The organism is Cellulomonas pakistanensis, from assembly GCF_016862755.1.
Classification (GTDB): domain Bacteria; phylum Actinomycetota; class Actinomycetes; order Actinomycetales; family Cellulomonadaceae; genus Cellulomonas; species Cellulomonas pakistanensis.
Map to the genome: position 1 here is coordinate 19099 of NZ_BONO01000021.1, position 24747 is coordinate 43845.

The 24747-nt window shown below is 76.7% G+C and carries 28 protein-coding genes, 1 tRNA gene and 1 pseudogene; 12 read left to right on the plus strand and 18 right to left on the minus strand.

The genetic code is table 11. The features are described from left to right. Window positions 1-95: 95 nt before the first annotated feature. Window positions 96-518 (minus strand): winged helix-turn-helix transcriptional regulator, encoded by a 423-nt coding sequence (locus Cpa01nite_RS13460; RefSeq protein WP_239068775.1) that lies wholly within the window; start codon window positions 516-518, stop codon window positions 96-98. Between the two features lie 72 nt (window positions 519-590). Between Cpa01nite_RS13460 and Cpa01nite_RS13465 the strand changes: the two genes are divergently transcribed. Next, window positions 591-1607, plus strand: a complete 1017-nt coding sequence (locus tag Cpa01nite_RS13465) for a zinc-binding alcohol dehydrogenase family protein (protein WP_203669267.1) — start codon at window positions 591-593, stop codon at window positions 1605-1607. Window positions 1608-1653: 46 nt separating this feature from the next. On the opposite strand, the gene Cpa01nite_RS13470 is transcribed toward Cpa01nite_RS13465, so the two are convergent. Together Cpa01nite_RS13470 and Cpa01nite_RS13475 are read right to left on the minus strand one after the other, a co-directional pair. Then, window positions 1654-2010 (minus strand): TraR/DksA family transcriptional regulator, encoded by a 357-nt coding sequence (locus Cpa01nite_RS13470; RefSeq protein WP_203669268.1) that lies wholly within the window; start codon window positions 2008-2010, stop codon window positions 1654-1656. Window positions 2011-2055: 45 nt separating this feature from the next. Further along, window positions 2056-2991 carry an SHOCT domain-containing protein gene (locus Cpa01nite_RS13475; RefSeq protein ID WP_203669269.1) on the minus strand — a complete coding sequence of 312 codons (936 nt, stop codon included), beginning with the start codon at window positions 2989-2991 and terminating at the stop codon, window positions 2056-2058. Window positions 2992-3068: 77 nt separating this feature from the next. Here Cpa01nite_RS13475 and Cpa01nite_RS13480 point away from each other — a divergent pair, with 77 nt between their 5' ends. Continuing rightward, window positions 3069-4226 (plus strand): pyridoxal phosphate-dependent aminotransferase, encoded by a 1158-nt coding sequence (locus Cpa01nite_RS13480; RefSeq protein WP_203669270.1) that lies wholly within the window; start codon window positions 3069-3071, stop codon window positions 4224-4226. Between the two features lie 21 nt (window positions 4227-4247). On the opposite strand, the gene Cpa01nite_RS13485 is transcribed toward Cpa01nite_RS13480, so the two are convergent. Then, window positions 4248-4778, minus strand: coding sequence for an O-acetyl-ADP-ribose deacetylase (locus tag Cpa01nite_RS13485; protein ID WP_203669271.1), 531 nt, complete (start codon window positions 4776-4778; stop codon window positions 4248-4250). A gap of 92 nt (window positions 4779-4870) precedes the next feature. Here Cpa01nite_RS13485 and Cpa01nite_RS13490 point away from each other — a divergent pair, with 92 nt between their 5' ends. Further along, window positions 4871-5098 carry a hypothetical protein gene (locus Cpa01nite_RS13490; RefSeq protein WP_203669272.1) on the plus strand — a complete coding sequence of 76 codons (228 nt, stop codon included), beginning with the start codon at window positions 4871-4873 and terminating at the stop codon, window positions 5096-5098. Between the two features lie 67 nt (window positions 5099-5165). Next, complete coding sequence (locus Cpa01nite_RS13495) at window positions 5166-5648, plus strand: GNAT family N-acetyltransferase (RefSeq protein ID WP_203669273.1); 483 nt, start codon at window positions 5166-5168, stop codon at window positions 5646-5648. 131 nt (window positions 5649-5779) lie between these two features. Here Cpa01nite_RS13495 and dtd read toward each other — a convergent pair whose 3' ends face one another. The 8 genes and pseudogenes from dtd to Cpa01nite_RS13535 form a co-directional block, all read right to left on the minus strand. After that, a complete protein-coding gene (gene dtd / locus Cpa01nite_RS13500; protein WP_203669274.1) occupies window positions 5780-6217 on the minus strand; it encodes a D-aminoacyl-tRNA deacylase in 438 nt (145 codons plus the stop codon). Then, a complete protein-coding gene (locus Cpa01nite_RS13505) occupies window positions 6214-7320 on the minus strand; it encodes an asparaginase (RefSeq protein ID WP_203669328.1) in 1107 nt (368 codons plus the stop codon). The genes dtd and Cpa01nite_RS13505 overlap by 4 nt, the downstream gene beginning before the upstream one ends. A gap of 44 nt (window positions 7321-7364) precedes the next feature. Then, on the minus strand, window positions 7365-7712 hold the full coding sequence (locus Cpa01nite_RS13510) for a DUF2516 family protein (RefSeq protein ID WP_308439386.1): 348 nt from the start codon (window positions 7710-7712) through the stop codon (window positions 7365-7367). A 38-nt stretch (window positions 7713-7750) separates the two neighbouring features. Continuing rightward, window positions 7751-8875 carry an FUSC family protein gene (locus Cpa01nite_RS13515; RefSeq protein ID WP_203669275.1) on the minus strand — a complete coding sequence of 375 codons (1125 nt, stop codon included), beginning with the start codon at window positions 8873-8875 and terminating at the stop codon, window positions 7751-7753. Window positions 8876-8882: 7 nt separating this feature from the next. Then, entirely contained in the window at window positions 8883-10061 is a 1179-nt protein-coding gene (ygfZ, locus tag Cpa01nite_RS13520) for a CAF17-like 4Fe-4S cluster assembly/insertion protein YgfZ (RefSeq protein WP_203669276.1), read from the minus strand. A 1-nt stretch (window position 10062) separates the two neighbouring features. Further along, window positions 10063-10656, minus strand: a complete 594-nt coding sequence (locus tag Cpa01nite_RS13525; RefSeq protein ID WP_203669277.1) for a heme-binding beta-barrel domain-containing protein — start codon at window positions 10654-10656, stop codon at window positions 10063-10065. Window positions 10657-10819: 163 nt separating this feature from the next. Then, window positions 10820-10972, minus strand: a pseudogene (locus Cpa01nite_RS18995) (DUF4395 family protein); the annotation flags it as partial. Window positions 10973-11076: 104 nt separating this feature from the next. Next, the gene (locus tag Cpa01nite_RS13535) at window positions 11077-11835 is read right to left on the minus strand and encodes a hypothetical protein (RefSeq protein WP_203669278.1); all 759 of its coding nucleotides are present in this window, start codon (window positions 11833-11835) and stop codon (window positions 11077-11079) included. Between the two features lie 176 nt (window positions 11836-12011). Here Cpa01nite_RS13535 and Cpa01nite_RS13540 point away from each other — a divergent pair, with 176 nt between their 5' ends. From Cpa01nite_RS13540 to Cpa01nite_RS13550, 3 genes are all read left to right on the plus strand, one after another. After that, window positions 12012-12746, plus strand: coding sequence for a winged helix-turn-helix transcriptional regulator (locus Cpa01nite_RS13540; RefSeq protein WP_203669279.1), 735 nt, complete (start codon window positions 12012-12014; stop codon window positions 12744-12746). A 124-nt stretch (window positions 12747-12870) separates the two neighbouring features. Continuing rightward, window positions 12871-14142, plus strand: coding sequence for a Na+/H+ antiporter NhaA (nhaA, locus tag Cpa01nite_RS13545; RefSeq protein WP_203669280.1), 1272 nt, complete (start codon window positions 12871-12873; stop codon window positions 14140-14142). Window positions 14143-14153: 11 nt separating this feature from the next. Beyond that, the gene (locus Cpa01nite_RS13550; protein ID WP_203669281.1) at window positions 14154-15077 is read left to right on the plus strand and encodes an alpha/beta fold hydrolase; all 924 of its coding nucleotides are present in this window, start codon (window positions 14154-14156) and stop codon (window positions 15075-15077) included. Window positions 15078-15285: 208 nt separating this feature from the next. On the opposite strand, the gene Cpa01nite_RS13555 is transcribed toward Cpa01nite_RS13550, so the two are convergent. Both Cpa01nite_RS13555 and nth read right to left on the minus strand, forming a co-directional pair. Next, window positions 15286-16197, minus strand: a complete 912-nt coding sequence (locus Cpa01nite_RS13555) for a PDDEXK-like endonuclease domain-containing protein (protein WP_203669282.1) — start codon at window positions 16195-16197, stop codon at window positions 15286-15288. 270 nt (window positions 16198-16467) lie between these two features. After that, window positions 16468-17175, minus strand: coding sequence for an endonuclease III (gene nth, locus Cpa01nite_RS13560; protein ID WP_203669283.1), 708 nt, complete (start codon window positions 17173-17175; stop codon window positions 16468-16470). A gap of 162 nt (window positions 17176-17337) precedes the next feature. Here nth and Cpa01nite_RS13565 point away from each other — a divergent pair, with 162 nt between their 5' ends. Both Cpa01nite_RS13565 and Cpa01nite_RS13570 read left to right on the plus strand, forming a co-directional pair. Beyond that, a complete protein-coding gene (locus Cpa01nite_RS13565) occupies window positions 17338-17760 on the plus strand; it encodes a hypothetical protein (RefSeq protein ID WP_203669284.1) in 423 nt (140 codons plus the stop codon). 51 nt (window positions 17761-17811) lie between these two features. Then, the gene (locus tag Cpa01nite_RS13570) at window positions 17812-18489 is read left to right on the plus strand and encodes a Crp/Fnr family transcriptional regulator (protein ID WP_147794897.1); all 678 of its coding nucleotides are present in this window, start codon (window positions 17812-17814) and stop codon (window positions 18487-18489) included. Between the two features lie 77 nt (window positions 18490-18566). Here the strand turns inward: Cpa01nite_RS13570 and Cpa01nite_RS13575 are convergent, their stop codons facing one another. The 3 genes from Cpa01nite_RS13575 to Cpa01nite_RS13585 are packed head-to-tail and all read right to left on the minus strand — an operon-like array spanning window position 18567 to window position 19533. Beyond that, complete coding sequence (locus tag Cpa01nite_RS13575) at window positions 18567-19049, minus strand: RidA family protein (protein WP_203669285.1); 483 nt, start codon at window positions 19047-19049, stop codon at window positions 18567-18569. Beyond that, a complete protein-coding gene (gene sp36 / locus Cpa01nite_RS13580) occupies window positions 19046-19207 on the minus strand; it encodes a Sp36 family protein (protein WP_203669286.1) in 162 nt (53 codons plus the stop codon). Before sp36 ends, Cpa01nite_RS13575 begins: the two co-directional genes overlap by 4 nt. Before the next feature lie 23 nt (window positions 19208-19230). Further along, window positions 19231-19533, minus strand: coding sequence for a WhiB family transcriptional regulator (locus Cpa01nite_RS13585; protein ID WP_203669332.1), 303 nt, complete (start codon window positions 19531-19533; stop codon window positions 19231-19233). A 253-nt stretch (window positions 19534-19786) separates the two neighbouring features. On the opposite strand from Cpa01nite_RS13585, the gene Cpa01nite_RS13590 reads away from it, so the two are divergent. The 3 genes from Cpa01nite_RS13590 (at window position 19787) to Cpa01nite_RS13600 (ending at window position 23314) form a co-directional block, all read left to right on the plus strand. Further along, window positions 19787-22180 (plus strand): transglycosylase domain-containing protein, encoded by a 2394-nt coding sequence (locus tag Cpa01nite_RS13590; protein WP_203669287.1) that lies wholly within the window; start codon window positions 19787-19789, stop codon window positions 22178-22180. Beyond that, window positions 22177-23154 carry a metallophosphoesterase gene (locus tag Cpa01nite_RS13595; protein ID WP_203669288.1) on the plus strand — a complete coding sequence of 326 codons (978 nt, stop codon included), beginning with the start codon at window positions 22177-22179 and terminating at the stop codon, window positions 23152-23154. Before Cpa01nite_RS13590 ends, Cpa01nite_RS13595 begins: the two co-directional genes overlap by 4 nt. Window positions 23155-23240: 86 nt before the next feature. After that, window positions 23241-23314 (plus strand) — tRNA-Pro (locus Cpa01nite_RS13600). 212 nt (window positions 23315-23526) lie between these two features. Here Cpa01nite_RS13600 and Cpa01nite_RS13605 read toward each other — a convergent pair. Further along, window positions 23527-24672: a GGDEF domain-containing protein gene (locus Cpa01nite_RS13605; protein WP_203669289.1), complete on the minus strand. Its 1146-nt coding sequence runs from the start codon at window positions 24670-24672 to the stop codon at window positions 23527-23529. Window positions 24673-24747 lie beyond the last annotated feature (75 nt).

Sequence of the window (24747 nt, forward strand, 5' to 3'; positions counted from 1 at the left end):
TGGTGGTGCTCCTCGGGCCGGAAGCGGGTGGGTCGGTCGACCCGGTCGTACTGTCGCAGGCCGCCGGCGCGGACGCCACGGAGCCGCGCGGGAGTTCACCCGACCGCAACACGGGCGGGGTCCTGCGCGACCCGCGCCTCCGGCGCGACGTGCCCCATGTGCTCCTCCACCCAGTCGCGCAGGTGCGCCAGCGGCGCCCCCGCGCTGACGCCGAGCGGGGTCAGCGCGTACTCGACCCTCGGCGGGACCTCGGCGAACACGGTCCGGGTCAGCAGCCCGTGCTCCTCCAGCCGCCGCAGGGTGGCCGTCAGCACCTTGGGGCTGATGCCCTCGAGCCGCGTCCGGAGCTCGCCGAACCGCAGCGGCCCGGCGTCGAGCGCGCCGATCGCGAGGGCGGACCACTTGTTCGCGAGCAGGTCGAGCATCTCGCGGCACGGGCAGGCCGCCGCGTAGACGTCGTTCCGGTCGCACGTCGCGGCGTGCGACCGGCTCGGGACAGGTGCGGGAAGGGTGGGCACGACGCCGACAGTACCCCCGGGGTACCAGGGGCCCTTGACGGTAACCACGCGGCCGGGCGCACAGTGCGGGGCATGACCACGACGCGCACCACCCCCGCCATCGCCTCGCTCCGCCCGCTGCCCGTCGACGACCCGGACGCCTTCGTCGCCGTCGACGCCGCGCTGCCGGAGCTGCGGCCGCACGACCTGCTGGTCGAGGTCGCCGCCGTCTCGGTGAACCCGGTCGACGTCAAGCGCCGCGGCTCGTTCCGCCCGGACGGCGCCCCGCTCGTGCTCGGCTTCGACGCCGTCGGCACCGTCCGCGCGGTCGGCCCCGCGGTCACGCTGTTCGCGCCCGGCGACCGCGTGTTCCACGCGGGCACCATCGACCGGCCCGGGACCAACGCCGCCCTGCACGTCGTCGACGAGCGGATCGTCGGGCACGCGCCCGCGTCGCTGACCGACGCCGACGCCGCCGCGCTCCCGCTGACCTCGATCACGGCGTGGGAGATGCTCCACGACCGGCTCCGCCTGAGCGGCGGGTCGACCGGGACGCTCCTCGTGGTCGGCGCCACCGGGGGTGTCGGGTCGATGGTGCTGCAGCTGGCCGAGGCCCTCCTGCCGGGCATCCGCACGATCGCCACCGCGTCCCGTCCGGAAGGCGTCGACTGGGTCACGGCGCTCGGCGCGGACGCGGTCGTGGACCACCACGGCGACCTGCGCGCCCAGGTCCGCGCAGCGGCGCCGGACGGCCTCGACGCGGTGATCACCGCGCACTCCGCGGGGCAGGTGCCGCTCTACGCCGACCTGCTGCGCCCGTTCGGCTCGGTCGTGGCGATCGACGACCCCGGGACGCTCGACGTCGTCCCGCTCAAGGCCAAGTCGATCGCCTGGCACTGGGAGCTCATGTTCACCCGGCCGGTCCAGCAGACCCCGGACCTGGTGGAGCAGCACCACCTGCTCGACCGGGTGGCGGCGCTGGTGGACGAGGGCCGGCTGCGCACGACCGCGACGACCCGGCTGCACGGCCTCACCCCGGAGACGCTGCGGGAGGCGCACCGGCTCGTCGAGTCGGGCCGGACGATCGGCAAGGTCGTGGTCGAGGCCTGACCGGCAGAGCCGGGACCGGGGGCCCGGGACGACCGGCCGGCGTGCGTCAGCGGCCGGCGCAGCCCACGCAGGTCCGGGCGGTGGGCACCGCGCGCAGCCGGTCGACCGGGATGGGCCGGTGGCACCGCGTGCACGTGCCGTAGGTGCCGCTCTCGACCCGGCGGAGCGCCTCGTCGATCTCGCGGAGCCGGTCCCGCTGGTCGTGGGTGAGGGCGTCGAGGAGGCGGCGCTCGTACGCGATCGTCGACCCCTCGGGGTCGTGCTCGTCGTCGGCGACCGACTCGCGGGACGCGGCGACGACCGCGTCCCGCTCGGCGTCCGTGCCGGCGAGCCGCGCGAGCGCCTCGCGCCGCCGCTCGTGCAGCAGCGCCGTCACCTCCGTCGGGTCCAGCGCCTGTGCCATGAGCCCAGTATCCGCCCGCCGGCGGCGGACGCGAGAGGGCTCCGGTCAGGCGCCGAGCACGCGGGCCTTCGCCGCGGCGTACTCCTGCTCGTCGAGGGCCCCGGCGGCGCGCAGGGCGTGCAGGCGCTCGAGCTCGTCGACGACCGACCGCGGACGGGCCGCCGGCGGTCGAGCCCCCGACCGCTCCCCCGACGGCGCGGCGCGCCCGGCCGCCCGGGGACCGGACCCGCCGGGCAGGTCGTCGTCGGGCAGCGGCAGCAGCACCCGGACCGCCTGCTCCCGGGCGGCGCGCGCCGCGGCCGTGAGCGGGGGCGCCGGCACGACCACGACGAGCCGCTCCGGGTCGTCCGGACGCTCGGGGTCGTAGTACGCCCGGGGCACGTGCTTGAACGCCGACCGCGGCACCGTCGTCCGCACCGCGTGCCGCACGCCCCGGGCGTCGTCGAAGTGCACCGTCGCCCGGCACACCGGCCCGCCGACGTCCTCGTAGTCCCGCACCCTCGCCCACGTCCCCGTGCGCCCGCGCAGCCGCGCCGTCCAGCCGGCGTCCCGCACGGTCCGCCACCCGCCCCACAGCGCGGCGACCAGCCCCAGGACCAGCACGGCCGACGCGAGCAGCATCCACCGGCGCAGCGCGTCCTCCGTGTTCAGCCGCTCCGCGACGGCACCGGACCACCCGCTGAGCAGGGCGCCCGCGCCGAGCGCGACGACCAGCCCGGGCGTCGCCCGGTGCGCGAGCGGCCGCACCGCCGCGGCGGTCGCGACGAGGGCGAGCACGCCGAGCACCGGGGCGGCGCCCGCGAAGTCGTCCGTGGCGCAGGTGCCCGCGAAGCACTCCCACCGCACCAGCGTCGCGTCGTGCGCGCCGAGCCGCAGCAGCCACCACGCCAGCGCGCCGAGCCCGACGGCGAGGAGGACCGCGGCGGCGCGCCGGGAGACGGACGCGGACAGGACGGAGGTGGGGTCGGGCGGGGTGATCACGACGCCCATCCTGCCAACGCCGCAGGTCGGGCGGCCGGGACGTCGCTCCGGCACGGGCCGGGGCTACCCTGCACCCCGTGCCCCGGATCGCCCCCCACGCCCGCGCCGTCCCCGCCTCCGGCATCCGCCGGATCACCGAGCTCGCGTGGTCGCTGCCGGGGGCCGTGGTGCTGAGCGTCGGCGAGCCGGACCTGCCCACGGCGCCGCACGTGCTCCACGCCGCGCGCGAGGCGCTGGACCGCGACGACACGCGGTACACCCCGAACGGCGGCATCGCCCCGCTGCGCGACGCCGTGGCCGCGTGGCTCGACCCGGAGCACGGGCTCCCGGTGCGCCGCGACAACGTCTGGGTCACCGCGGGCGGCGCCCAGGCGCTGCACCTCGCGCTGAGCCTGACGGTCGGGGCGGGCGACGGCGTGCTCGTGCCCGACCCGGGGTACCCGCCGTTCGCCATGGCGACCCGCCTGCTGCAGGCCGAGGCGCAGCCGTACCCGCTGCGCGCCGAGGACGGGTTCCTGCCCGACCCGGCCGCCGTCGAGGCGGCGATCACCGACCGCACCCGGGTGCTGCTGCTCAACTCGCCGTCCAACCCGCTGGGCACGAGCCTGCCCGCCGAGCTGGTCGCGGAGCTGGTGGAGGTGGCCCGGCGGCACGACCTGTGGGTGCTGTCCGACGAGTGCTACGCCGCCTTCACCTACGACGTGCCGCACGTGCCCGCCGCCCGGTTCGACACGGACGGGCGGGTGCTGACGCTGCACACGTTCTCCAAGACGCACGCGATGACCGGGTTCCGCGTCGGCGTGCTCGTGGTGCCGGACCAGATGGCCCCGCTGATGCCGACGCTGCAGGAGTCGATCGTGTCCTGCGTCAACACGCCCGCGCAGTACGCGGCGCTCGCCGCGCTGACCGGGCCGCAGGACGCCGTCGACCACGCCCGGCGCACCTACCGGGAGCACCGGGACCTCGCCACGGTGTTCCTCGACGAGCGCGGCATCCCGTGGCTGCCCGCGAGCGGCGGGATCTACCTGTGGGCGGACGTCTCGCACGCCGCCGGCGGCGACGTCGCGGCCTGGGCGGAGGAGCTCGCGCGCACGGAGGGCGTCGCGGTCGCGCCCGGGTCGGCGTTCGGGGAGCGCGGCGAGGGCTGGATCCGGATCTCGCTGACCGCGAGCGCCGAGGACCTGCGCGCGGGGCTGTCCCGGCTCCCGGCGCGGGCGGACGTCGCGGCGGGCTGACGCCGGCCGCCCCGCGGGCGCTCAGTGCTCCGCGAGCGCGTCCTCGAACGCCGCCAGCACCGCGGGCGAGAACAGCACGAACCGCACCAGGTCGAGCGCGTCGGGGTGCTCGCCGGCCCAGCCGCGCACCGCGCCGACGGCGACGGCGACGGCGGCCACGGTCGCCGCGTCCCAGCCGTAGACCCCGGCGCTCACGGCGGGGACCGCCACCGTCCGCGCGCCCACCTCCGCGGCGACGTCGAGCGACCGCGTGAACGCCGAGCGCAGCAGCGCGGGGTCGGTCTCCCCCACGCGGGCGTTCGGCCCGACCGTGTGCACGACCCAGCGGGCCCGCAGCCGGCCGCCGCCCGTGGCGACCGCGTCGCCGACCGGGAGGCCGTCGGGCAGGGTCGTCCGGCGCAGGTCCCGGCACGCCGCCAGCAGCTCGGGCCCCGCGGCGGCGTGGATCGCGCCGTCGACGCCCCCGCCGCCGAGCAGCGAGGAGTTCGCCGCGTTCACGACGGCGTCGACGTCCTGGTCGGTGATGTCCCCGGGCACGGCCTCGATGCGCACGGCCCCATCGTGGCGCGGACCAGCGCCGTCGTCCTGCGCGCACGACCCGGCCGTCCTACGGTGGCCCCACCTGCGAGCCCCGGGAGGACACCGTGACCGAGCCCATCCCCACCGAGCCGACCCCCGCCGGCCCCGACGGCACCGAGCCCGTCCCGGTCGGCCACGACGGCCGCGAGGACGTGCCGCAGCTCGAGGCCGACGAGACCGTCCCGCCGCGCCCCGAGGAGGACGTGGCGGACGTCGCGCGCGCCGTCCCGGACCCCGCGGGCCACGGCGAGCCCGAGCTCGGCGGCCAGGACGACGCCCGCCTGCACCCCTGAGGTTCACCCCGGGACGCGCCGGGCGCCCCGGGCGACGCACCGCGGACCGTTTGGCATGCTGTCGGACGTGCAGATCAGGCGCGTGCAGGAGGACGACTGGCGGACGGTCCGCGACGTGCGGCTCCGCGCCCTGCGGGAGGACCCCGACGTGTTCGGGTCCTCGCTCGCGCGCGAGGAGCTGTTCGCCGAGCCGCACTGGCGCATGCGGCTGCGCAGCGCCGCCACGTGGGTGGTCGACGAGGACGGCACGGCACGCGGCCTGGTCGGGATGATCCAGGAGCCCGGGTCGCCCACCTCGGACCGGCACGTGGTCCAGCTCTGGGTCGCGCCCGAGGCGCGCCGCCGGGGCATGGCCTGGGCGCTGCTCGACGCGGTGCGGGACGCCGCGCAGGCGGAGGGCGCCGCGACCGTGTCGCTCTGGGTGGTCGACGGGAACCACGCGGCGGGCGACCTGTTCGTGCGCGCAGGGTTCGTCCGCACGGGCGAGCGGCACGCGCAGACCCGGGACGCCTCGCGGGTCGAGGAGCGCCTGGTCCTCCGCCTGACCTGACGCGCGACCGGGCGTCCACGCGCCGACCGTGCACGCGACGCGTCGACGAAGGGCCCGGCGGATGCTCGCTCGACGTGTCGCTTGCACGGTCGGCGGGGCGCGACGCGACGGCGCGGGGACGCGCGCGGGCGTCAGGCGTCCGGGGCCGACTCCAGGAGGAGCGTCACCGGGCCGTCGTTCACCAGCTCGACCGCCATGTCCGCGCCGAACACGCCCGTGGCGACCGTGAGCCCGCGGGCGCGCAGGTCCGCGACCACCGCGTCGACCAGCGGCTCGGCGACGGGGCCGGGAGCCGCGGCGTTCCAGGTGGGCCGCCGGCCCTTGCGCGCGTCGCCGTAGAGCGTGAACTGGCTGACGACCAGCACCGGCGCCCCGGCCTCGGCCGCGGACCGCTCGCCGCGCAGGACCCGCAGGTCGGCGATCTTCCGGGCCAGGTACTCCACCTGCGCGGGGCCGTCGCCGGGCGTCACGCCGACCAGGACCACGAGTCCCTCGCCGTCGAACGCGCCGACGACGGCGCCGTCCACCGTCACCGACGCCCGCGTGGCGCGCTGGACGACCGCCCTCACGCGGACGCCCCGTCGCCGCCCTCGGCCGCCTCGTCGCCGTCGGAGGCGCCCGCCGGCTCCGCCACGAACGCCGGCACCACCGCGCCGACCGGCTCGCCGTGCCCGAGCACCGGCACGTCGCCGAGCGCGTCCAGCGCCTCGAGGTCCACGTCCGGCACGGACGCCGCGCCGGCCACCCGGAGCGCCGCCGCGAGCACCGCGGGCCGCGGCCGGCCGCCGCCGTCGGTCACCTTGAACGCGACCGCCGACCCGTCCGGCAGCGCGGCGGCGTACACGCCGTCGGCGCCGTCCTTCGCGACCAGCCCCGGCACCGCGCGCATCGCGCGGGTGACGTCGCGCTGCGCGCCGCCGACCAGCTCCGGGTGCTCGGCCATCGCGAGGCCGACCCGCGCGAGCGGCGTGCCCGGCTCGGTCGCCGGGGCGGTCGCGATCCGCGCGAACGCCCGCGCGAGCCCGACCAGCGTCGTCGAGAACAGGGGCGCGCCGCAGCCGTCGACGGTGACGTGCCAGGCCTGCTCGCCGGTCAGCTCCTCGACGGCGGCGCGGCAGGCGACCTGCACGGGGTGCTCCGCCTCGCGGTACCGCTCCGGCTCCCAGCCGGGCTCGCCCGCGTGCGCGACGCAGGTCGCGAGCATCGCCGCGTGCTTGCCGGAGCAGTTCTGCGCGACCGGCTCGGGGCCGTGGCCGTCGGTCCGCCAGGCGAACGCCGCCTCGGGGTCGAGCGGCAGGTCCGGGGTGTTGTCGAGCGCCGACTCGTCCAGGCCCGCGCCGAGCAGCGTCTCGCGGACGACGCGCAGGTGCTCGGCGGTGCCGTCGTGGCTGGCGCACGCGAGCGCGAGGTGCGGCCCGTCCAGGTCCAGCCCCGCGCGCAGCATGCCGACCGCCTGCAGCGGCTTGAGCGAGGAGCGGGCGAGCACCGTGACCTCCGGGTCGCCCACCGCGAGGCGGACCGACCCGTCCGGGCCGAGCACGACCAGGTGACCGAGGTGCACCGACTCGACGAGGTCGCCGCGCACGACCCGGGCGAGCGGCTCGGCGGCGGACGCGACGTCGCCGGTCCCCGCCGCGTGCCGCGCGACGACGGCCGCACCGGAGCCGTGCAGGCGCTCGGCGAGCTGGGGGCCGCCCTGGCGGACGCCGGGCACGCTCACCACCCGCCGCGGGTCGGGCCCTGGCCGCCGCCACCGCCGCGGCGACGCGAGTGCGGCGCGACCGCGGGGCGCACGTCGACCAGGTAGACGATCGCGGCGACGGCGCTGAGCAGCGCGAGGAACGTCGGGAACGCCCCGAGCCCGAGCGGCGGCGGCACCGAGAAGAACGCCACCGCGGTCGCGATCCCCAGGATGATCGACCAGATCTGCTTGGTCTGCTTGCCGGCCGCGACGAACGCGGACGCGGGCCGCCGGAGCGCGTCGACGAGCGCCCAGACCGCCAGCACGAGGATGACGAGCGTGAACAGGAGGAACAGCAGCACCTGCACGTTGGCGAAGATCACGGGGCGAGCCTACGGGGCCGCGCCCCGTGGCGACGCGGTCAGATCTCCGGCAGGGCCTCGCGGGCCGCGCGCGCGTCCACGCCCGCGGCCTCGAGCAGGTCCACGACCAGCGACCGCACGAGCAGCAGCAGGCTCTGCGCCTGGAGGTCGTCCGGCGTGAGCGTGAACGGGTCGAGCTCGCCGGCGAGGCGCAGCAGGTCCTCCCGCGCGCGCAGCGGCTCGGCGCCCGACCCCAGCGCGCCCGCGAGCGCGTCGGCGGCCAGCGCCACCCGGTCGACGGCGTCCGCGACGGCCCCGAGGTCGTGCGGGCGGCCCTCGGCCTGGACCGACGCCAGCGCGCGTCGCGCCAGCACGCGGGAGTTCCGCACCGCCCGGTCGACCCGGACCGCGGACTGGCCGACCCAGGCGAGCTCGGTGCGGTGCCGGCGCGCGGCGGGCGACACCCGCGCGAGGTCGCGCGCGGACGACGCGGCGTCCTGCCACTCGTCGAGCGCCGGCTGGGACGCGCGCCCGCGGATGAGCGCGTCCTCGACGTCGGGCGCCGCCCCGCTCCGCATGCCGCGGGCCAGCAGCCGGAGCATCCCGGCCAGCTCCTCGACCGCGGCCCGCCCCTGGGCACGCGGCCGCCGGCGGGGGTCGCTCGGCGTCAGCGCGGCCACGGCCAGCGCGACGAGGCCGCCGACCAGCGCGTCCGTCCACCGCCCCACCGGGCCGCCGGACGCGCTCACCGCGGGCAGCCCGACGATGACGATGGCCTGCACCCCCGCCTGGGTCGTGAGCATCGGCCCGCGGTCGAGGAACCGCGCGATCAACGCGGAGACGAGCAGCACGAGCGCGACCTGCCAGGCGCCGGTGCCGATGACGTGCACGACCAGGTCGCCGAGCCCGACGCCGATCGCGACCCCGACGGCCAGCTCGGCCACCCGGCGCAGGTCGCGGTCGGCCGTGAAGCCCAGCGCGATCCACGCCGACACCGGGGCGAAGAACGGGGCGCTGTGCCCGAGCAGCTCGTGCCCGATCCAGTAGGCGACGCCCGCGGCCACGACGGCCTGCAGGATCGGCACGAAGGCGGTGCGGACGCGGGACCGGCCCTGCCGGACGCGCGCCGCGAGCTGGACCCGGACGGACGAGGGCCCGTCCGCGGGCCGCCCGCCGCGCGTCACGACCGCGTCACAGCATCGGGTGGCCGCCGAGGCCGCGGGTCAGCGGTCCGCGCGGCGCGGGCCGGTCGACGGACACCCCGTCGCCCGGCACCACGGTCTCCTGCCCGGCGGTCACGACGCCGCCGTCCGCCTCGACCGCGAGCTCGACGTCCGCCGGCACCGAGCGCTTCACCACCGCGAGCGCCACCGGCCCCAGCTCGTGGTGCCGTGCCACGGTCGTCACCTGCCCCACCTCACGGCCCGGTTCGCCCGTCGTCAGCAGGTCGCCGAGGTCGCGGACGACCGCGCCGGCCTCGGGCAGCACGTGCCCCGAGCCGTCCAGGTGCAGCATCACCAGGCGGCGCGGCGGCCGGCCCATGTTGTGCACCCGGGCGATCGTCTCCTGGCCGCGGTAGCAGCCCTTGTGCAGGTGGACCGCGGTGCGCAGCCAGTCGAGCTCGTGCGGGATGGTGCGGTGGTCGACCTCGCGCCCCGCCAGGGGCCGCCAGGCCTCGACGCGGACGGCCTCGCTCGCCCAGGTGCCGACCAGCGGCCAGCCGGACGCCTCGCGGGCACGGACGGCGTCCGCGAGCCCCGCGCGCGGGACCAGCACCAGCCGCCACGCGCGGTCGGCGCCGGGGTGCTCGTCGTCGGGCGGGCCGTACCGGGTGCCGCCGGGCAGCGTGCGCGGCCACGGGTCGCGCCAGGTCACCGGCTCCCCCTCGGCGCCCTCGGCGTCGACGGGCTCGCCGATCGCGGCCCAGTCGTCGGTGACGTCGGCGACCTCGACGCGCAGCATGAACCGCATCCGGTCCAGCCACGCCGCGAGCTCCCGCGCCGTCTCGCTGATCAGCCAGGTCGCCTCGCCGTCGTCGACCACCGCGGCGACGTGCTCGACGTGACCCTGCGGGCTGAGCACGAGCGTCTCGGTGGAGGTCCGCGGCGCGAGGTCCGTGAGCTGCTGGGACGTGATCGAGTGCAGCCAGGACAGCCGGTCGGGGCCGGTGACCCGGACGACGCCGAGGTGCGACTGGTCGACGACGGCGCCGCCGCGGGTCAGCGCGCGCTGCTCCGCGGTCGGGTCGCCGTAGTGCCAGGCCACGCCCGCGTCCGGCCCGGTCGCGGCGACGGCGCCGCGCCGGTCGAGCAGGGGGCTGCGGTGGCGGGGCTCGGCCGGAGGGGCGGCCTCCGGGACGTCGGCGGTCACGTCAGTCCGTCACGCGGCTGAGCCGCGCCGAGGCGTACGACTGCAGCTCGTGGCCGAACGCGGCCAGGTCGTGCGCCCACATGAGCTCGCCGTTCACCAGGCCGTACAGGCGCTTGCCCGCCGAGATCTCGGCACCCGTGGCCGTCCGCGCGATGACGTCGCTGACCAGGTCGATCCGTCCGTTGCCCGTCGCGCCGACGTACACGGCGACGTGCCCGGACGGGTCGGCCAGCAGGAGCTCGACCGGCGACAGCGCCGACCCCATCCCCTCGGGCCGCTCCGGCGGGATCCGCCAGAACCCCTGCTCGGTGGTCCAGACGGCGCCCTCGCCGTCGGCCTCGGCCGGGGTGGAGCCCTCGGTCGGCGTGCCGTCCGCGTCCGCGATCGCGGAGGCGTCGTCCGGCACGACGACGAGCCGGATCGTGGACGTGTAGGACAGGTACGGCCCGCCGTCGTGGTCGATCACCACGTCCTGGGTGAACGCCGTCTCCTCGATCCCCGGGTACCCGACGACCCCCTCGCCGTGCCACCGGCCCACGAGCCAGGCCAGCGGGTACATCTCGGGTGCGAGGCCCTCGGGCAGGGTGAACGCCATGGAAGCCCTTCTTGTCAGCGCTGTCCCTTGAACAGCCGGTAGACGACGAAGCCGGAGAACCACCCGATGGTGAGGGTCGCGGCGACGAGCAGACCGATGAACACGATCTCGAGTGCGTGCATCTGCCGATCCTAACGACGACGCGGCCCCGTGCCTTCCCGGATCAGGCGCGGGCGTGCCTCAGCCGGGCGCCGAGCAGGTACAGCTCGCAGCCGAGGCACAGCCCGAACGCCGCGTCGAGGACCGCCGCCACCAGCGCGAGGGCCGCGGCGACCGGTACGGCGCCCGGCACGCCGAGCACGGCGAGCAGCAGGCCCTGGACCGAGCCCCGGGGGCCAGCACGCCGATCACGAGCAGGACGCGCGGCCCGATGCCCACCCCGGGTCGCGGCGCGGGCGCGCCCGGCGGGCGACCCGGTCGTCAGCCGACGAGGACGCGGCCGACCACGTAGACGAGGATGCCGGTGACGGCGACGGGCAGGACCGCGACCGCCCACCCCGCGAGACGATGCTCCAGCGCCGGGAGGCGGTCGAACAGCGCGTCGCCGGCCGCGATCAGCACGCCGACGGCCGCGCCGAGCAGCAGCCCCGACAGCAGGCCGACGGTCGGCAGCGCGGCGCCCGCCACGACCCCGCCCGCGGCCGCGGCGCCGAGCGTGGCGCCCGCGCCCGCCCAGCCGCGCAGCGGCAGCGCGGTCACCGCGGACCCGACCGCGAGCGCCACCGCGCCCGCCACGACGACGGCGTCCCCGGCCGCGGTGCGCTCCGCGGCGAGCCAGCCGGCCGCGCACACCGGGACGAGCGCCCCCGCGACGGTCCCGGCCACCGACTCCACGAGGCGCTCCCGCCCGTCCCGCCGGACGAGCTCGGCCACGAACGCCGCGAGCACGGCGCCCGCGAACACCGCGGGCACGGCGCCCAGCAGGGGCTCGGTGGTCGTGAGGTGCACGACCACCACGGAGGCGACCCCGGCGAGCCCGATGACGACGCCGCTGCCGACCCGGGCGGGCAGCCCGGCGACCACCGGCCAGCCGAGGGCGAGGACGACGGAGAGCACCACGAGCAGCGCGGCCAGGACGACGCCGTCCCGGCCGGCCAGCGAGACGCCCCCGAGGACACCGGCGACGGCGACGAGCGTCGCCAGGACGGCCGTGGTCACGGCGCGGTTCGAGGCGGGCACGGGCGCCATCCTCGCATCCCGGCGGCCGGCGCCCGGCATCGGACGGGGTGCCGCGACCGCGCGCGAGGGCCGCCCGATGCACAGTCGTGTCACGGGAATGTGTCCGATCTGCGACGTCTGACGTGACATCGGCGGGGTACCGTGTCCCCCAATTCGGACGGGAGGAGGGTCGCTGCGTGGCCGACCTGCTGCTGCTCACGCCGGCGTCCGGGGGTTCCTCCCAGGTGCTGCCGGCCCTCGGTCTGCTGTCCCACCGGGTCCGGGTGCTGCCCGTCGAGCCCTCCGCGCTCGTGGACGCCCCGGACGCGGACATCGTCGTGCTGGACGCGCGCCGGGACCTCGTCACCGCGCGCACCACCTGCCGCCTGCTCCGCGCGACCGGCCTCACGGTGCCGCTCGTGCTCGTCCTCACCGAGGGCGGCCTGACGGTCGTCACCGCCGAGTGGGGCGCCGACGACATCGTGCTGGAGAACGCCACGCCCGCCGAGGTCGAGACCCGCTTCCGCCTCGTCATGGAGCGCGCGGCCAGCGCGTCGTACGACGACCAGCCGCAGGAGATCTCGTCCGGCGAGCTGATGATCGACGCCGGCGGGTACACCGCCCGGCTCCGCGGCCGCCCGCTCGACCTCACCTACAAGGAGTTCGAGCTCCTCAAGTACCTCGTGCAGCACCCGGGCCGCGTGTTCACGCGCGCGCAGCTGCTGCAGGAGGTCTGGGGCTACGACTACTACGGGGGCACCCGGACGGTCGACGTCCACGTCCGGCGGCTGCGCGCCAAGCTCGGCCCCGAGCACGAGCAGCTCATCGGCACGGTCCGGAACGTCGGGTACCGGTTCGACCCGCCGAAGGACCGCCGCTCCGCCGACGCCTCCCCCGCCGCGTCGCCGGCCGAGGTGCGCGCGGACGCCTGACCGGCGCCGCGGACGCCTGCTGCGTCCCAGCCGGGCCGCCCCCGCCGCCCGCCGGTACGATCGCCCGGGGTGTGCCGGGAAGTCTGGTCGGCGTGCCGTCGTCGACCCTCGGAAGAGCCCCACCGTGCCGCAGCCCTCCTCGCCCGCCCCCGAGACGCCGTCGAGCCTGTTCGGGGGCCTGACGCCCGGCGGGCTGGCCAACTTCCTCGACACCCTCCGCGCCGAGCGCACCGGCGGGATCCTGCTCCTGGCCGGCGCCGTGGTCGCGCTGGTCTGGGCGAACTCGCCGTGGGCGGCGTCGTACACCGCCCTGTCGGACACCGTCGTCGGTCCGGCGGCGCTGCACCTCGACCTGAGCCTGGCGTCCTGGGCGACCGACGGCCTGCTCGCGATCTTCTTCTTCGTGGTCGGCGTCGAGCTCAAGCGCGAGATCGTCGCCGGCGAGCTGCGCCGGTTCCGCACGGCGGTCGTGCCCGTGGTCGCGGCGGTGGGCGGCATGACGGCGCCCGCGCTGCTGTACGTCCTGGTCAACGCCACCGCCGAGGGCGGCGCCCTGCGCGGCTGGGCCGTCCCGACGGCGACCGACATCGCGTTCGCGGTCGCGGTGCTGTCCGTCGTCGGCCGCAGCCTGCCCGCCTCCCTGCGGGCCTTCCTGCTCACGCTCGCCGTGGTGGACGACCTGCTCGGCATCGTGATCATCGCCGTGGTCTACACCGACGGGCTGCACCTGGTGTGGCTGGCCGCGTCGCTGGTCGCGGTGGGGCTGTTCGCGGCGCTGGTCCGGGTGCGGCGCCCGGGCGTCGCCGGGCACGCCGCCCTCGTCGTGATCGCGGTGGCGGCGTGGGCGCTCATGCACGCCTCCGGCGTGCACGCGACGATCGCCGGGGTCCTCCTCGGCCTCACCGCGCCGGCGGTCGCGCGGGCCGGCGAGGAGCACAGCGTGGCCGAGCGGCTCGAGCACCGCTGGCGCCCGGTGTCCGCCGGGTTCGCCGTGCCGGTGTTCGCGCTGTTCGCCGCCGGTGTCCCGCTCTCCGGCGGCGCGCTCGCCGCGGCGGTGTCGGACCCGGTCGCGCAGGGCGTCGCGCTCGGCCTGGTCGTCGGCAAGCCCGTCGGCATCCTGGCCGCCACCTGGCTGGTCGCCCGGTTCACGCGCGCGACCCTCGCGCCCGAGCTGCACTGGCGGGACGTCGGCGCCGTCGGCCTGCTCGCCGGCATCGGGTTCACGGTGTCGCTGCTCATCGGCGAGCTGGCGTTCGGGGCCGGCAGCCCGCACGACGAGCACCTCAAGGTCGCCATCCTGCTCGCGTCCACCACGGCCGCCGTGCTCGGCGGCGTCGCCCTCGCGGCGCGGGACCGGCAGCACCGATCCCGCCAGGAGGCCGCCGGGACGCGGTAGGTTCGGCGTCGATGACCGTCGACTCCGCCGCCCTCCTGCTCGAGGGCCCGTGGCGGCACCACTTCGTCCCCGCGAACGGCTCCCGGTTCCACGTGGCCGTCGCCGGGCCGGACGACCGGGACGCCCCCCTCGTGGTGCTGCTGCACGGGCTGCCCGAGCTGTGGTGGGCCTGGCGCCACCAGCTCCCCGCGCTCGCCGAGGGCGGGCACCGCGTCGTCGCCATGGACCTGCGCGGCACCGGCGGCTCGGACAAGCCGCCGAGCGGGTACGACGTGCCGACGCTGACCCGGGACGTCGCCGGCGTGGTGCGGTCCCTCGGCTGCGACCGCGCGGTCGTCGTCGGGCACGGCGTCGGCGGCGGCGACGTGGCGTGGGCGATGCCCGCCTACCACCCGGAGCTGACCCGCGGCGTGGCCGTGCTGTCCTCGCCGCACCCGCTGACCCGCCGCGCGGACCCCCGCTCCGGCCTGCGCGCCCGGGCGACCCGGCGGATGGCCGAGATCCAGGTGCCGTACCTGCCCGAGCGCGCGATGACCCGCGGCGACCTCGTCGCGCGGCTGCTGCGCGAGTGGGGCGGCCCGCGCTGGCCGGACCCCGCCGCGCTCGCCCTGTACCGCCGCGCGGCCCTGGTGCCGTTCGCCGCGCACTCGGCGCTGGAGCAGGTGCGCTGGCTGTACCGGTCGGGCGTGCGCGCGGACGGCCGCCGGCACGCGATCGCGCTGCGCGACGCGCCCGCCGTGCCGACGCTGCAGGTGCACGGCGGGTCGGACGGCTGCTACTCGGTGTCCCGCGCGATGGCGGACGGCTCGGTCGCCCGCCGCCTCGGCGCGCACTACCGGTTCGAGATGCTGTCGGGGGCCGGGCACTACCTGCCCGAGGAGGAGCCGGACCGGATCACGGCGCTGCTGCGGGATTGGCTGCGCGAGCTGGGCTGACGCCCGCCGCGCGCTCGCGCCGCCCTCCCCCTCCGCCCTCTCCTCCTCCCCCTCCCCCCTCGCCCGCGCCCCCGCTCACTCGTCGAACTTGCAGTAGATGCGGGGTTCGACCCGCTCGAACCCCGCAAGTACTGCAAGCTCGGCGGTGCGCCGTAGGCGCAGGCGCGGCGCGAGCGCGCGGCGCGAGCGGGGTCAGGGGCGGACGGGGTCAGCGTCGGAGGGCGCGACGGACCCACGCGACCGCCCGGTCAGGGTGGCGGAGGACGTCGTCGGCGGTGCACGTGACGACGCGCCAGCCGAGGGACTCCAGCGCCTGGCGGCGGGCGATGTCGCGTCGCCAGGTGGCGCGGTCGGTGCGGTGGACGTCGCCGTCGTACTCGATCGCGACGCGCTCGCGGACGTACGCGAGGTCGGGCATCGCGACGACCCAGCCGCTGCTGTCCCGGACGAGGACGTTGACCTCCGGGCACGGGAGACCCGCCTGCACGAGGAGCCAGCGCAGCCGCGTCTCCATCGGGGAGTCGGTGCCCGGGCGCACGTGCCGGAGCGCCTCGCGCAGCCGCCGGACGCCTCGCGTGCCCGGGGGCAGCGCCGCGACCGTCGCGACGAGGTCGTCGAGCCGGCAGACCGGCCGGCGCCGGCGCACGAGGGCATCGCCGAGCACGACCAGCTCGCGGGGTGGCAGAGCGGCGGCCAGCTGGACGACGACGCCCTCCGGCGCGAGCACGTCGACACCCGCGACCCGGCGCGACGGCACGTCCGCGCGCGACCGGACGTGCCCACGGACGCCCACGCGCCGCGGGAGCGTGCAGCCGGGGCCGACCTGGACGTGCAGCGGACCGTCCGGGTCGAGGCCGAGCGGCGCGTCGACGCCGAGCAGGGCCAGCGCCGTCATGTGGCAGAACAGGGCGCCGGGAGGCAGAGCGGGTGCGACCTCTCGGCACCGGCGAGCCACGTCGTCCGGCTCAGGCTCCGGTGCCCCGATGCGCAGCCCGCGGGTCGGTGCCCGGAGCGACGCGCGGCGGAGCTGCGCCGGCGTGAGCCCGGCGTCCCGGCCCTCGGCGACGGTGAAGGAGCGGGCGGCGAGCGGTGGGGGCAGCGGTGCGCGGTGGGCGGGCATCCCCCGACCGTGCCGCCCTCGGGGGTCCCGTCGGGCGCCGGACCGACGACATCTGTGGACGACGACGCCGCTCGCGGCCTGTGGACTGGTGAGGTCGCCCGCTCCTCCCGGCCGCGCCCGCCGTCGAGCTTGCACTCGTTGTGGGGTTCCGCGCCCTCGAACCCCGCATCTGCTGCAAGCTCGGCGAAGGAGGCGCTCGGCGAGGAGAGGCGCTCGGCGAGGAGAGGCGCTCGGCGAGGAGACGGGAGGGCGCGGCGCGGCGAGGCGAGATCAGGGCGCGGCGGGCGGCGGCGGGGCGCCGACGCGCACCAGCGCGGACGGGCAGTCCCGGGTGATCGGGCACGTCGCGCAGTCGGGCTTCCGCGCGTGGCAGGTGCGCCGCCCGTGGAAGATCAGCCGGTGGCTGAGCAGCGTCCACTCCGGGCGCGGGATCAGCGCGGCGATGTCCCGCTCGACCTTGACCGGGTCCTCCTCGGTCGTCCAGCCGAGCCGCCGCGCGAGGCGGCCGACGTGCGTGTCCACGGTGATCCCGGGGACGCCGAACGCGTCGCCGAGCACGACGTTCGCCGTCTTGCGCCCCACGCCGGGCAGCGTCACCAGGTCCTCGAGCCGGGGCGGCACCTCGCCGTCGAACCGCTCGACCAGCGCGCGCCCGAGCCCCTGCAGCGAGCGGGCCTTCGCCCGGAAGAACCCGGTCGGCCGGATGAGGTCCTCCAGCTCGACGGGGTCGGCACCCGCGTACGCGGCGGCGTCCGGGTAGCGGGCGAACAGCGCCGGCGTCACCTGGTTGACCCGGACGTCGGTGGTCTGCGCGGACAGCACCGTCGCGACGAGCAGCTCGAGCGGCGACCGGAAGTCCAGCTCGCACCGCGCGTCCGGCCAGCGCACCGCCAGCGCCCGGTTGACGCGCCGCGCGCGCCGCACCAGCGCGACCGGCGGGCGGTCGGGCCCCGGTGCCGTCGGCTGCGCGGTGCTCATGCGGCCAGCGTAAGTCCCCCGTGGGACAGCGGTTGCGCTGCGCGGGTGACCGCGGAGTTGATCACATGACCAACATCTCAAGTCGGGTGCCCGGGGCACCGAAACATCGGATGACACGACCTGTGGCCTTGCGGGTCGTCCGAAGAGAGCAGGCGGACCCGCATGACCCTGGCCGGCACGGCTGACCAGCTCGTCGAGCTGCGCCGGCAGCGCGGTGCGCTGCGCCTCGAGCACCAGCACGTCGTCCGCTGGCGACGCCTGGTCCGCGACCGCCTCGAGCTCGCGGTCGCCGCGGCCGCCCCGCCGGAGGCGCCCGGCGAGTGCCCCGACGTGCGCAGCGTCCTGGGCGCGGGCGCCGCCGACGTGCCGCCCGCCGCCGAGCTCGCCGCGGCCGTGCGGGGCGCGCTGCCGATCGCCGAGGTGCACGAGCTGCCGCGCCTGCGGGACCTGGACATGCGGCTCGCGCGCTACGAGATGCGCCTCGAGGACGCCCTGCGCGGCCTCACCGACCGGTACATCGACCGGCTCGCCCGGGACGTCACCGAGGGAGGCGTCGACGCGCTCCGCCGTCCTGCCGGCGCGTGATGAGGCACACTGAGGGGCGTCACATCCCGGCAAGAAGGTGAGGTTCCTCCCGTGGAGGACGACGTCGTGCTCACGGCGCCCCTGTTCCAGAACATGGACCCCGAGGCGTCCCGGACGCTGCTCGCGTCGATGGCGCCCGTGCACGTCGCCCGCGGCGAGGTGCTGTTCCACGAGGGCGAGCCGGGCGACCGGCTCTACGTGATCCGCTCCGGCAAGATCAAGCTCGGCCGCCGCTCCTCCGACGGCCGCGAGAACCTGCTCGCCGTGCTCGGCCCGGGCGAGATGTTCGGCGAGCTCTCGCTGTTCGACCCGGGCCCGCGCACCGCCACGGCGACCGGCCTGGCCGACGCCGTCGTGCTCGAGCTCGGCCACCACGACCTCATCCCGTGGCTGGAGCAGAACCCGACCGTCGCCAAGCACCTGCTCGGCGCGCTCGGCCGCCGGCTGCGCCGCACCAACGACGCGCTGGCCGACCTGGTGTTCTCGGACGTGCCCGGCCGCGTCGCCAAGGCGCTGCTCGACCTGTCGCACCGGTTCGGGCAGCAGACCGACGAGGGCGTCCGCGTCGCGCACGACCTCACGCAGGAGGAGCTGGCGCAGCTCGTCGGCGCCAGCCGGGAGACCGTGAACAAGGCGCTCGCCGACTTCGCCGCCCGCGGCTGGGTCCGCCGCGAGGGCCGCGCGATCGTGCTGCTCGACGTCGACCGCCTGGAGCGCCGCGCGCGCTGACGCCCGCCGGACCGACGACGACGGCCCGGCCGCAGCCCCTGGAGGGCGCGGCCGGGCCGTTCGCGTCGGGCCGGGGTTCAGGCCTCGGGCGCGAGCTCCACGACGATCTCGACCTCGACCGGCGAGTCCAGCGGCAGCACCGCCACGCCGACGGCCGAGCGCGCGTGCACGCCGGCCTCGCCGAACACCTCGTGCAGCAGCGTGCTCGCGCCGTTGATGACGCCGGGCTGGCCGGTGAACGCCGGGTCGCTCGACACGAAGCCGACGACCTTGACGACCCGGACCACGCGGTCCAGGTCGCCGACGAGGGAGGCGACGGCCGCGACCGCGTTCAGCGCGGCGGTGCGGGCGAGGCCCTGCGCCGTCTCCGGGGACACCTGGCCGGGGCCGGTGCCGACCTTGCCGGTGACCGGGAGCTCGCCCGCGACGAACGGCAGCTGGCCGGACGTGTGCACGTACGCGCCGGTCTGCACCGCCGGGACGTAGGCGGCGACGGGCGCGGCGACCTGGGGCAGCTCGATGCCGAGCTCCGCGAGGCGCGCGAGGACCGCGCCGCTCACCGCTCGCCCGTCGGGCGCTTGAGGTAGGCGACGAGCCCGGTCTCGGACTGCAGCACCTGGACGAGCTCCCAGCCGTCCTGACCCCACTGGTCGAGGATCGCCTTGGTCGCGTGGACGATGAGGGGGACGGTCGCGTACTCCCACGTGGTGGTGGCCATGGCGCCACCCTAGCCGGGCGCCCTCAGGTCGCGACGGCGGCGGCCGGCGGCACGGCCTGCGCGCCGAGCAGCTCGTCGTACCAGGACTCCACGTCGGGGCGCCGTCGCCGCAGGGCGCGCCGCTCCCGCTCGGTCATGCCGCCCCACACGCCGAAGTCCGCACGCGAGTCCAGCGCGTCGGCCAGGCACAGCAGGCGCACGGCGCAGCCGCCGCACACGGCGCGGGCGTCCCGCTGCGCGGCGCCCTCCACGAACAGCGCATCGGGCGCCACCTTGCCGGCGCCGCACTTCGCGTCGGCGGTCCAGTGCCCGTCGGGCCCTGCCATCGTCATCGAGACTTCCCCTGTCCCCGAGGTACGGGACAGGCCGTCCGCGCCGTCGTGCGAGCACGACGGCGGACGGTGCGGCAGTCCCCCTGCACGGCGACCGTAGCGGTCCGGTTCGTCCCGCTGCATCCTCCGTTCGGGTTGTTCCGCCTGGTCCGGCCGCGTCCCGGGGCGTGTGCAGGTACGGTGCAGGTCCCCGCGGGCCCTGTGGACGACCGGCGGCGGGACGGACCGCTCCCGTACCCTGGCGGGCATGGCTCCCACCCCCTCGCCGCGCGGGCGGCAGGTCACCGTCGTGCAGGCGCTCGCGCTGCTGCTCGCCTTCGTGCTGACCGCCGGCGTCGGCGGCCTGCTGACCGCCGGGCTCGTGCTGCCGACCGTCGCCGTCGCCAACACCGCGACCGACCTGAGCGTCGAGGCGTTCGAGGACCTGCCGTCCGAGCTCGAGACCAAGCCGCTGTCGGAGAAGTCGGTCATGCTCGCCGCGGACGGCACCGTGCTGGCCGAGTTCTTCGCCGAGAACCGCGTCGTGGTGCCGCTGGACCAGGTGTCCGTGCAGATGCAGAACGCCGTGGTCGCGACCGAGGACCGCCGGTTCTACCAGCACGGCGGCATCGACCCCGCCGGCATGGTCCGGGCGATGGTGCAGAACCAGTTCAACGACTCCACGCAGGGCGCGTCGACGCTGACGCAGCAGTACGTGAAGAACGTGCTCATCGAGACCGCCGTCCGCGACGGGGACCTCGCCGCGGCCGAGGCGGCGCGCGAGGCCGACGGCCCCGAGGGCTACGCGCGCAAGCTGCGCGAGGCCAAGCTGGCCATCGCCCTCGAGAAGACGATGACCAAGGACCAGATCCTCGAGAACTACCTGAACATCGCGCAGTTCGGCGTGGCGACGTACGGCGTAGAGTCCGCCGCGCTGCGCTACTTCAGCAAGCACGCGGTCGAGCTCACCTACCTCGAGGCCGCGACCATCGCCGGCATCACGCAGAGCCCGACGGCGTTCGACCCGGTGAAGAACCCCGAGGACTCGCAGGGCCGCCGCAACATCGTGCTGCGCCTCATGCACGAGCAGGGCTTCATCTCCCAGGAGGAGTACGACGCCGGGACCGCGACGCCGATCGCCGACACCCTGCGCGTCAGCGAGGCGCAGAACGGCTGCATGGCCGCGGGGAACGTCGTCCAGGGCTCCGGGTTCTTCTGCGACTACGTCACGCACGTGATCCGCAACGACCCCGCGTTCGGCGAGACCCCCGAGGAGCGCGAGGAGACGCTGCTCCGCGGCGGCCTCACCATCACGACCACCCTGGACCCGCGGCTGCAGACCGTCGCCGACAACCAGGTCAAGGCCACCGTCCCGGTCGACGACCCGACCGGCGTCGGCTCGGCGATGTCCGTGGTGGAGCCCGGCACCGGCCAGATCAAGGCGATGGCCGAGAACCGGAACTTCAACAACGCCGCCGACGCGGCCGGCCGGGACTCGTCGGTCAACTACAACACGTCGTACTCGTACGGCGGGTCGAACGGGTTCATGCCCGGCTCGACGTTCAAGCCGTTCACGCTGCTCGAGTGGCTCAAGACCGGCCACAACCTGAACCAGCGGGTCAACGGCTCGGAGCGCACCCTGAACACCAACCAGTTCACGGCGTGCGGCTCGCGGTACCCCAGCCAGACCTGGAAGGTCGGCAACGCCGAGGGCGGCGCCGGCATGATGACCGTGATGCAGGCGACCCAGCAGTCGGTGAACCTCGCCTACCTGTCGATGGCGATGGAGCTCGACCTCTGCACCATCATGGAGGGCGCCAAGCAGCTGGGCGTCACCAGCGCGAACAGCGGCTCGGAGGGCGAGGCCATCTCGGCCGTCCCGTCCAACGTGCTCGGCTCGGGCTCGACCAGCCCGCTCCAGCTCGCGGGCGCCTACGCGACGTTCGCCTCGGGCGGCATCTACTGCTCGCCGATCGCCATCACGAACGTCAAGAACGCCGACGGCGAGGACCAGCCGATCCCGGACGCCGGCTGCCACCAGGCCATCGACCCGAACGTCGCCGCGGGCATGAACGAGGCGATGAGCAACGTCTGGAACGGCACCGGCCGGTCGCTGGGCGCGCCGTCCTTCTACACCGCGTCGGGCAAGACCGGTACCACCACCCGCAACGAGCACACCTGGTTCGCCGGCTACACGCCGCGCCTCGCCTCGGTCGTGTGGGTCGGCTACCCGGACCGCAACCAGCCGATGCAGGGCATCACCATCAACGGCCGGTACGCGAGGTACGCCTACGGCTCGTCGTTCGCGGGCGTGACGTGGAAGAACTTCATGGACGAGGCCCTCAACGACGGCCAGCCCAACCCGGGGTTCACCGCCCCGACGACCGACCTGCGGTTCGGCCAGCAGGTCGGCGTCCCGTCGGTCGTCGGCCAGGACCAGGCGAGCGCGACCGCCACCCTGCAGGGCGCCGGGTTCGGCGTGACGGTCGGCGGCAGCACCCCCTCCGACATCACGCCCGGCTCGGTCGTCAGCCAGAGCCCCTCGGGCAGCGCGACGCCGGGGTCGACGATCACCCTCACGCTGTCCAGCGGCCCGGCCGCGCCCCCGGCCGGCGAGCAGAACCCGGGGCAGGGCGGCGGCAACGGGAACAACGGCGGATGACCCACCCGGTCGCGAAGGCCCTCGGGGCGACCGCCCTCGCGGGCGCCGCGGCGGTCGCCTGGGGCGCCCTCGTCGAGGTGCGCTGGTACGCGCTCCGCGAGGTCACCGTCCCGGTGCTCCCGCACGGCCAGGACCCGCTGCGCGTCCTGCACCTGTCCGACCTGCACCTGACGCCCGGCCAGCACCGCAAGGTCGACTGGGTCCGGGACCTGGCGTCGCTGCAGCCGGACCTGGTCGTCGACACCGGCGACAACTGGGCGCACGTCGACGCGATGCCGTCGCTGCTCCGCGCGCTGGAGCCGCACCTCGGCACGCCCGGCGCCTTCGTGTGGGGCTCCAACGACTTCTTCGCGCCGTCGCCCAAGAACCCCGCCCGGTACCTGCTGCCGGACGCCCGCGTCGCGCCGCCCCGGCCGCCGGTCGAGCTGCCCTGGCGCGCGCTGGGCGACCGGTTCCGCGACGCGGGCTGGGTCGACCTCACCAACCGCCGCGACGAGGTGAAGGTCGCCGGTCGGCGGATCTCGCTGGTCGGCACGGACGACGCCCACCTGGACCGCGACCGGTTCCCCGCGGCCGGCGGCCCGGACGACGTCCGCCCGGCGGCGGTGGTCGACGACGCCGGGGTGGCGCGGGCGGCGCGTGGCGACGTGGACCTGCACCTCGGCGTCACGCACGCCCCCTACCGGCGCGTGCTCGACGCCATGCACGACGACGCGGTCGACCTCGTGCTGGCCGGGCACACGCACGGCGGCCAGCTCGCGGTGCCGGGCTACGGGGCGCTCGTGACCAACTGCGACCTGCCCCGCGACCGCGCCAAGGGTCTGCACGGCTGGCCGGGCCCGCGCCCGGACGCGCGCGGCGGCGCGGACTCGTCCTGGCTGCACGTGTGCGGCGGGCTGGGCACGTCGCCGTACGCCCCGGTGCGGTTCGCGTGCCGGCCCGAGGCGACGCTGCTGACGCTCGTCGCCGCCTGAGACGCGACGCTGCTCACACTTCGGCCGGACCGGTGGTCTCGATGCACGCCCACCGTCCGACGTCGGCTATGCTGGGCGGGCTTCACCGGGGTGTGGCGCAGCTTGGTAGCGCGCCTCGTTCGGGACGAGGAGGTCGTGGGTTCGAATCCCGCCACCCCGACCGGTGAGAGAGCGAAGGCCCGGACCGTCAGGTCCGGGCCTTCGTCGTCCCCGGTCAGGCCCCGCCGGCCCGGCCGCCGGGCACACCCCGCACGCCGACGACGCGCACCGCCCGAGCGACGCGCACCGCCCGAGCCCCGCTCACCGCCCGAGCGACGCGCACCGCCCGAGCCCCGCCCACCGCCCGAGCGACGCGCACCGCCCGAGCCCCGCTCACCGCCCCGCCGGCAGCTCCCACGGGTCCGCCGCGGCCGGGCGGTCGCTCGAGCGGTCGCGCACCCCGGCCGCCGGGCCGCCGGGCCGGCGCGCGCCGATCCCCTCGGTCGCGATCCGGAACCGGTCCCGCCCCGCCTGCTTCGCCCGGTAGAGGGCGACGTCCGCGGCGGCCAGCGCCGACCCGGGCGGGGTCCCGGGGGCGACGAGCGCGATCCCGGCCGAGAACGTCACCCCGGTGCCCTCCTCGGCCCACTCCGCGCGCAGCGCGCGGAGCATGTTCATGGCCTGCACCGGCTCGGTCCGGGGCAGGATCAGCACGAACTCCTCGCCGCCGTACCGCGCCGCGTAGTCGCGCCGGCGCAGGTGCTGGTCGAGAGCATGGCCGAACCGCTCCAGCACGGCGTCGCCCGCCGCGTGGCCCCGGGTGTCGTTGACCCTCTTGAAGTGGTCGAGGTCCGCGATCACGACGCAGTCGCCTGCCGACGCCGCGGCCAGGCGCTCGTCCAGGTCGCGGCGGTTGCGCAGGGAGGTGAGCGCGTCGGTGCGGGCGTCCGTGCGCAGCCGGCGCCGCAGGTCCCGCTGGAGCTCGGTGGCCAGCGCCAGGATCCCGGCGATCGCCCACCAGGTGATGCCGTTGATCGCGAGGCGCACCAGCGCGCGCTCGTCGAGGACGGGGAACAGCGCGAGGTAGGACGCCCAGGCCGCGGGGAGCAGGGCGAGCGCCGCCCGGCCGGGGTGGAACAGCCCGGTGTGGACGAAGGCGAGCGGGACCAGGCCGACGAACGCGGTCGCGACGCCGTCCGTGGCGACCGCGACGACCGCGATGGCCGCGAGCAGCGCCAGCGGGAACGCGAGCGTGCCCCAGCCGTCCCGGCGCCAGCGGACCAGGAGGCTCAGGCCGACCAGGGCGAGCAGGACGCCCGCGGTGCCGGCCAGCACGGCGAGCTCTCGGCCGCTCGTGCCGAGGGTGAGCCCGCCGAGGACCAGGACCGCCCCGCCGAACAGCAGCAGCACCCGGCCGCCGGCCGCCGCCGGCCCGCCGGTCCGCGCCCACGCCGGGGCGTGCGCGAGCAGCCGCACGACGACCGGCGCCTCGTGCGGCGCCCGGTCGCGCGCGCGGCGGGCGGGCGGGACGGGGGGCATACCGAGATCATCGGCGGGCAGGCCCGGCCGCTGGAGCGACGGGCCGCGATCTGCACGGTTTCGCGACGAGACTCA

What these genes read in the sequence shown, in the direction of transcription:
- Cpa01nite_RS13465 (WP_203669267.1), top strand. Translation starts at nt 591, where the DNA reads ATGACCACGACGCGCACCACCCCCGCCATCGCCTCGCTCCGCCCGCTG.
- Cpa01nite_RS13470 (WP_203669268.1), bottom strand. Translation starts at nt 2,010, where the DNA reads ATGGCACAGGCGCTGGACCCGACGGAGGTGACGGCGCTGCTGCACGAG.
- Cpa01nite_RS13525 (WP_203669277.1), bottom strand. Translation starts at nt 10,656, where the DNA reads ATGGCGTTCACCCTGCCCGAGGGCCTCGCACCCGAGATGTACCCGCTG.
- Cpa01nite_RS13550 (WP_203669281.1), top strand. Translation starts at nt 14,154, where the DNA reads ATGACCGTCGACTCCGCCGCCCTCCTGCTCGAGGGCCCGTGGCGGCAC.
- Cpa01nite_RS13555 (WP_203669282.1), bottom strand. Translation starts at nt 16,197, where the DNA reads ATGCCCGCCCACCGCGCACCGCTGCCCCCACCGCTCGCCGCCCGCTCC.
- nth (WP_203669283.1), bottom strand. Translation starts at nt 17,175, where the DNA reads ATGAGCACCGCGCAGCCGACGGCACCGGGGCCCGACCGCCCGCCGGTC.
- Cpa01nite_RS13565 (WP_203669284.1), top strand. Translation starts at nt 17,338, where the DNA reads ATGACCCTGGCCGGCACGGCTGACCAGCTCGTCGAGCTGCGCCGGCAG.
- sp36 (WP_203669286.1), bottom strand. Translation starts at nt 19,207, where the DNA reads ATGGCCACCACCACGTGGGAGTACGCGACCGTCCCCCTCATCGTCCAC.
- Cpa01nite_RS13585 (WP_203669332.1), bottom strand. Translation starts at nt 19,533, where the DNA reads ATGGCAGGGCCCGACGGGCACTGGACCGCCGACGCGAAGTGCGGCGCC.
- Cpa01nite_RS13590 (WP_203669287.1), top strand. Translation starts at nt 19,787, where the DNA reads ATGGCTCCCACCCCCTCGCCGCGCGGGCGGCAGGTCACCGTCGTGCAG.
- Cpa01nite_RS13595 (WP_203669288.1), top strand. Translation starts at nt 22,177, where the DNA reads ATGACCCACCCGGTCGCGAAGGCCCTCGGGGCGACCGCCCTCGCGGGC.
- Cpa01nite_RS13605 (WP_203669289.1), bottom strand. Translation starts at nt 24,672, where the DNA reads ATGCCCCCCGTCCCGCCCGCCCGCCGCGCGCGCGACCGGGCGCCGCAC.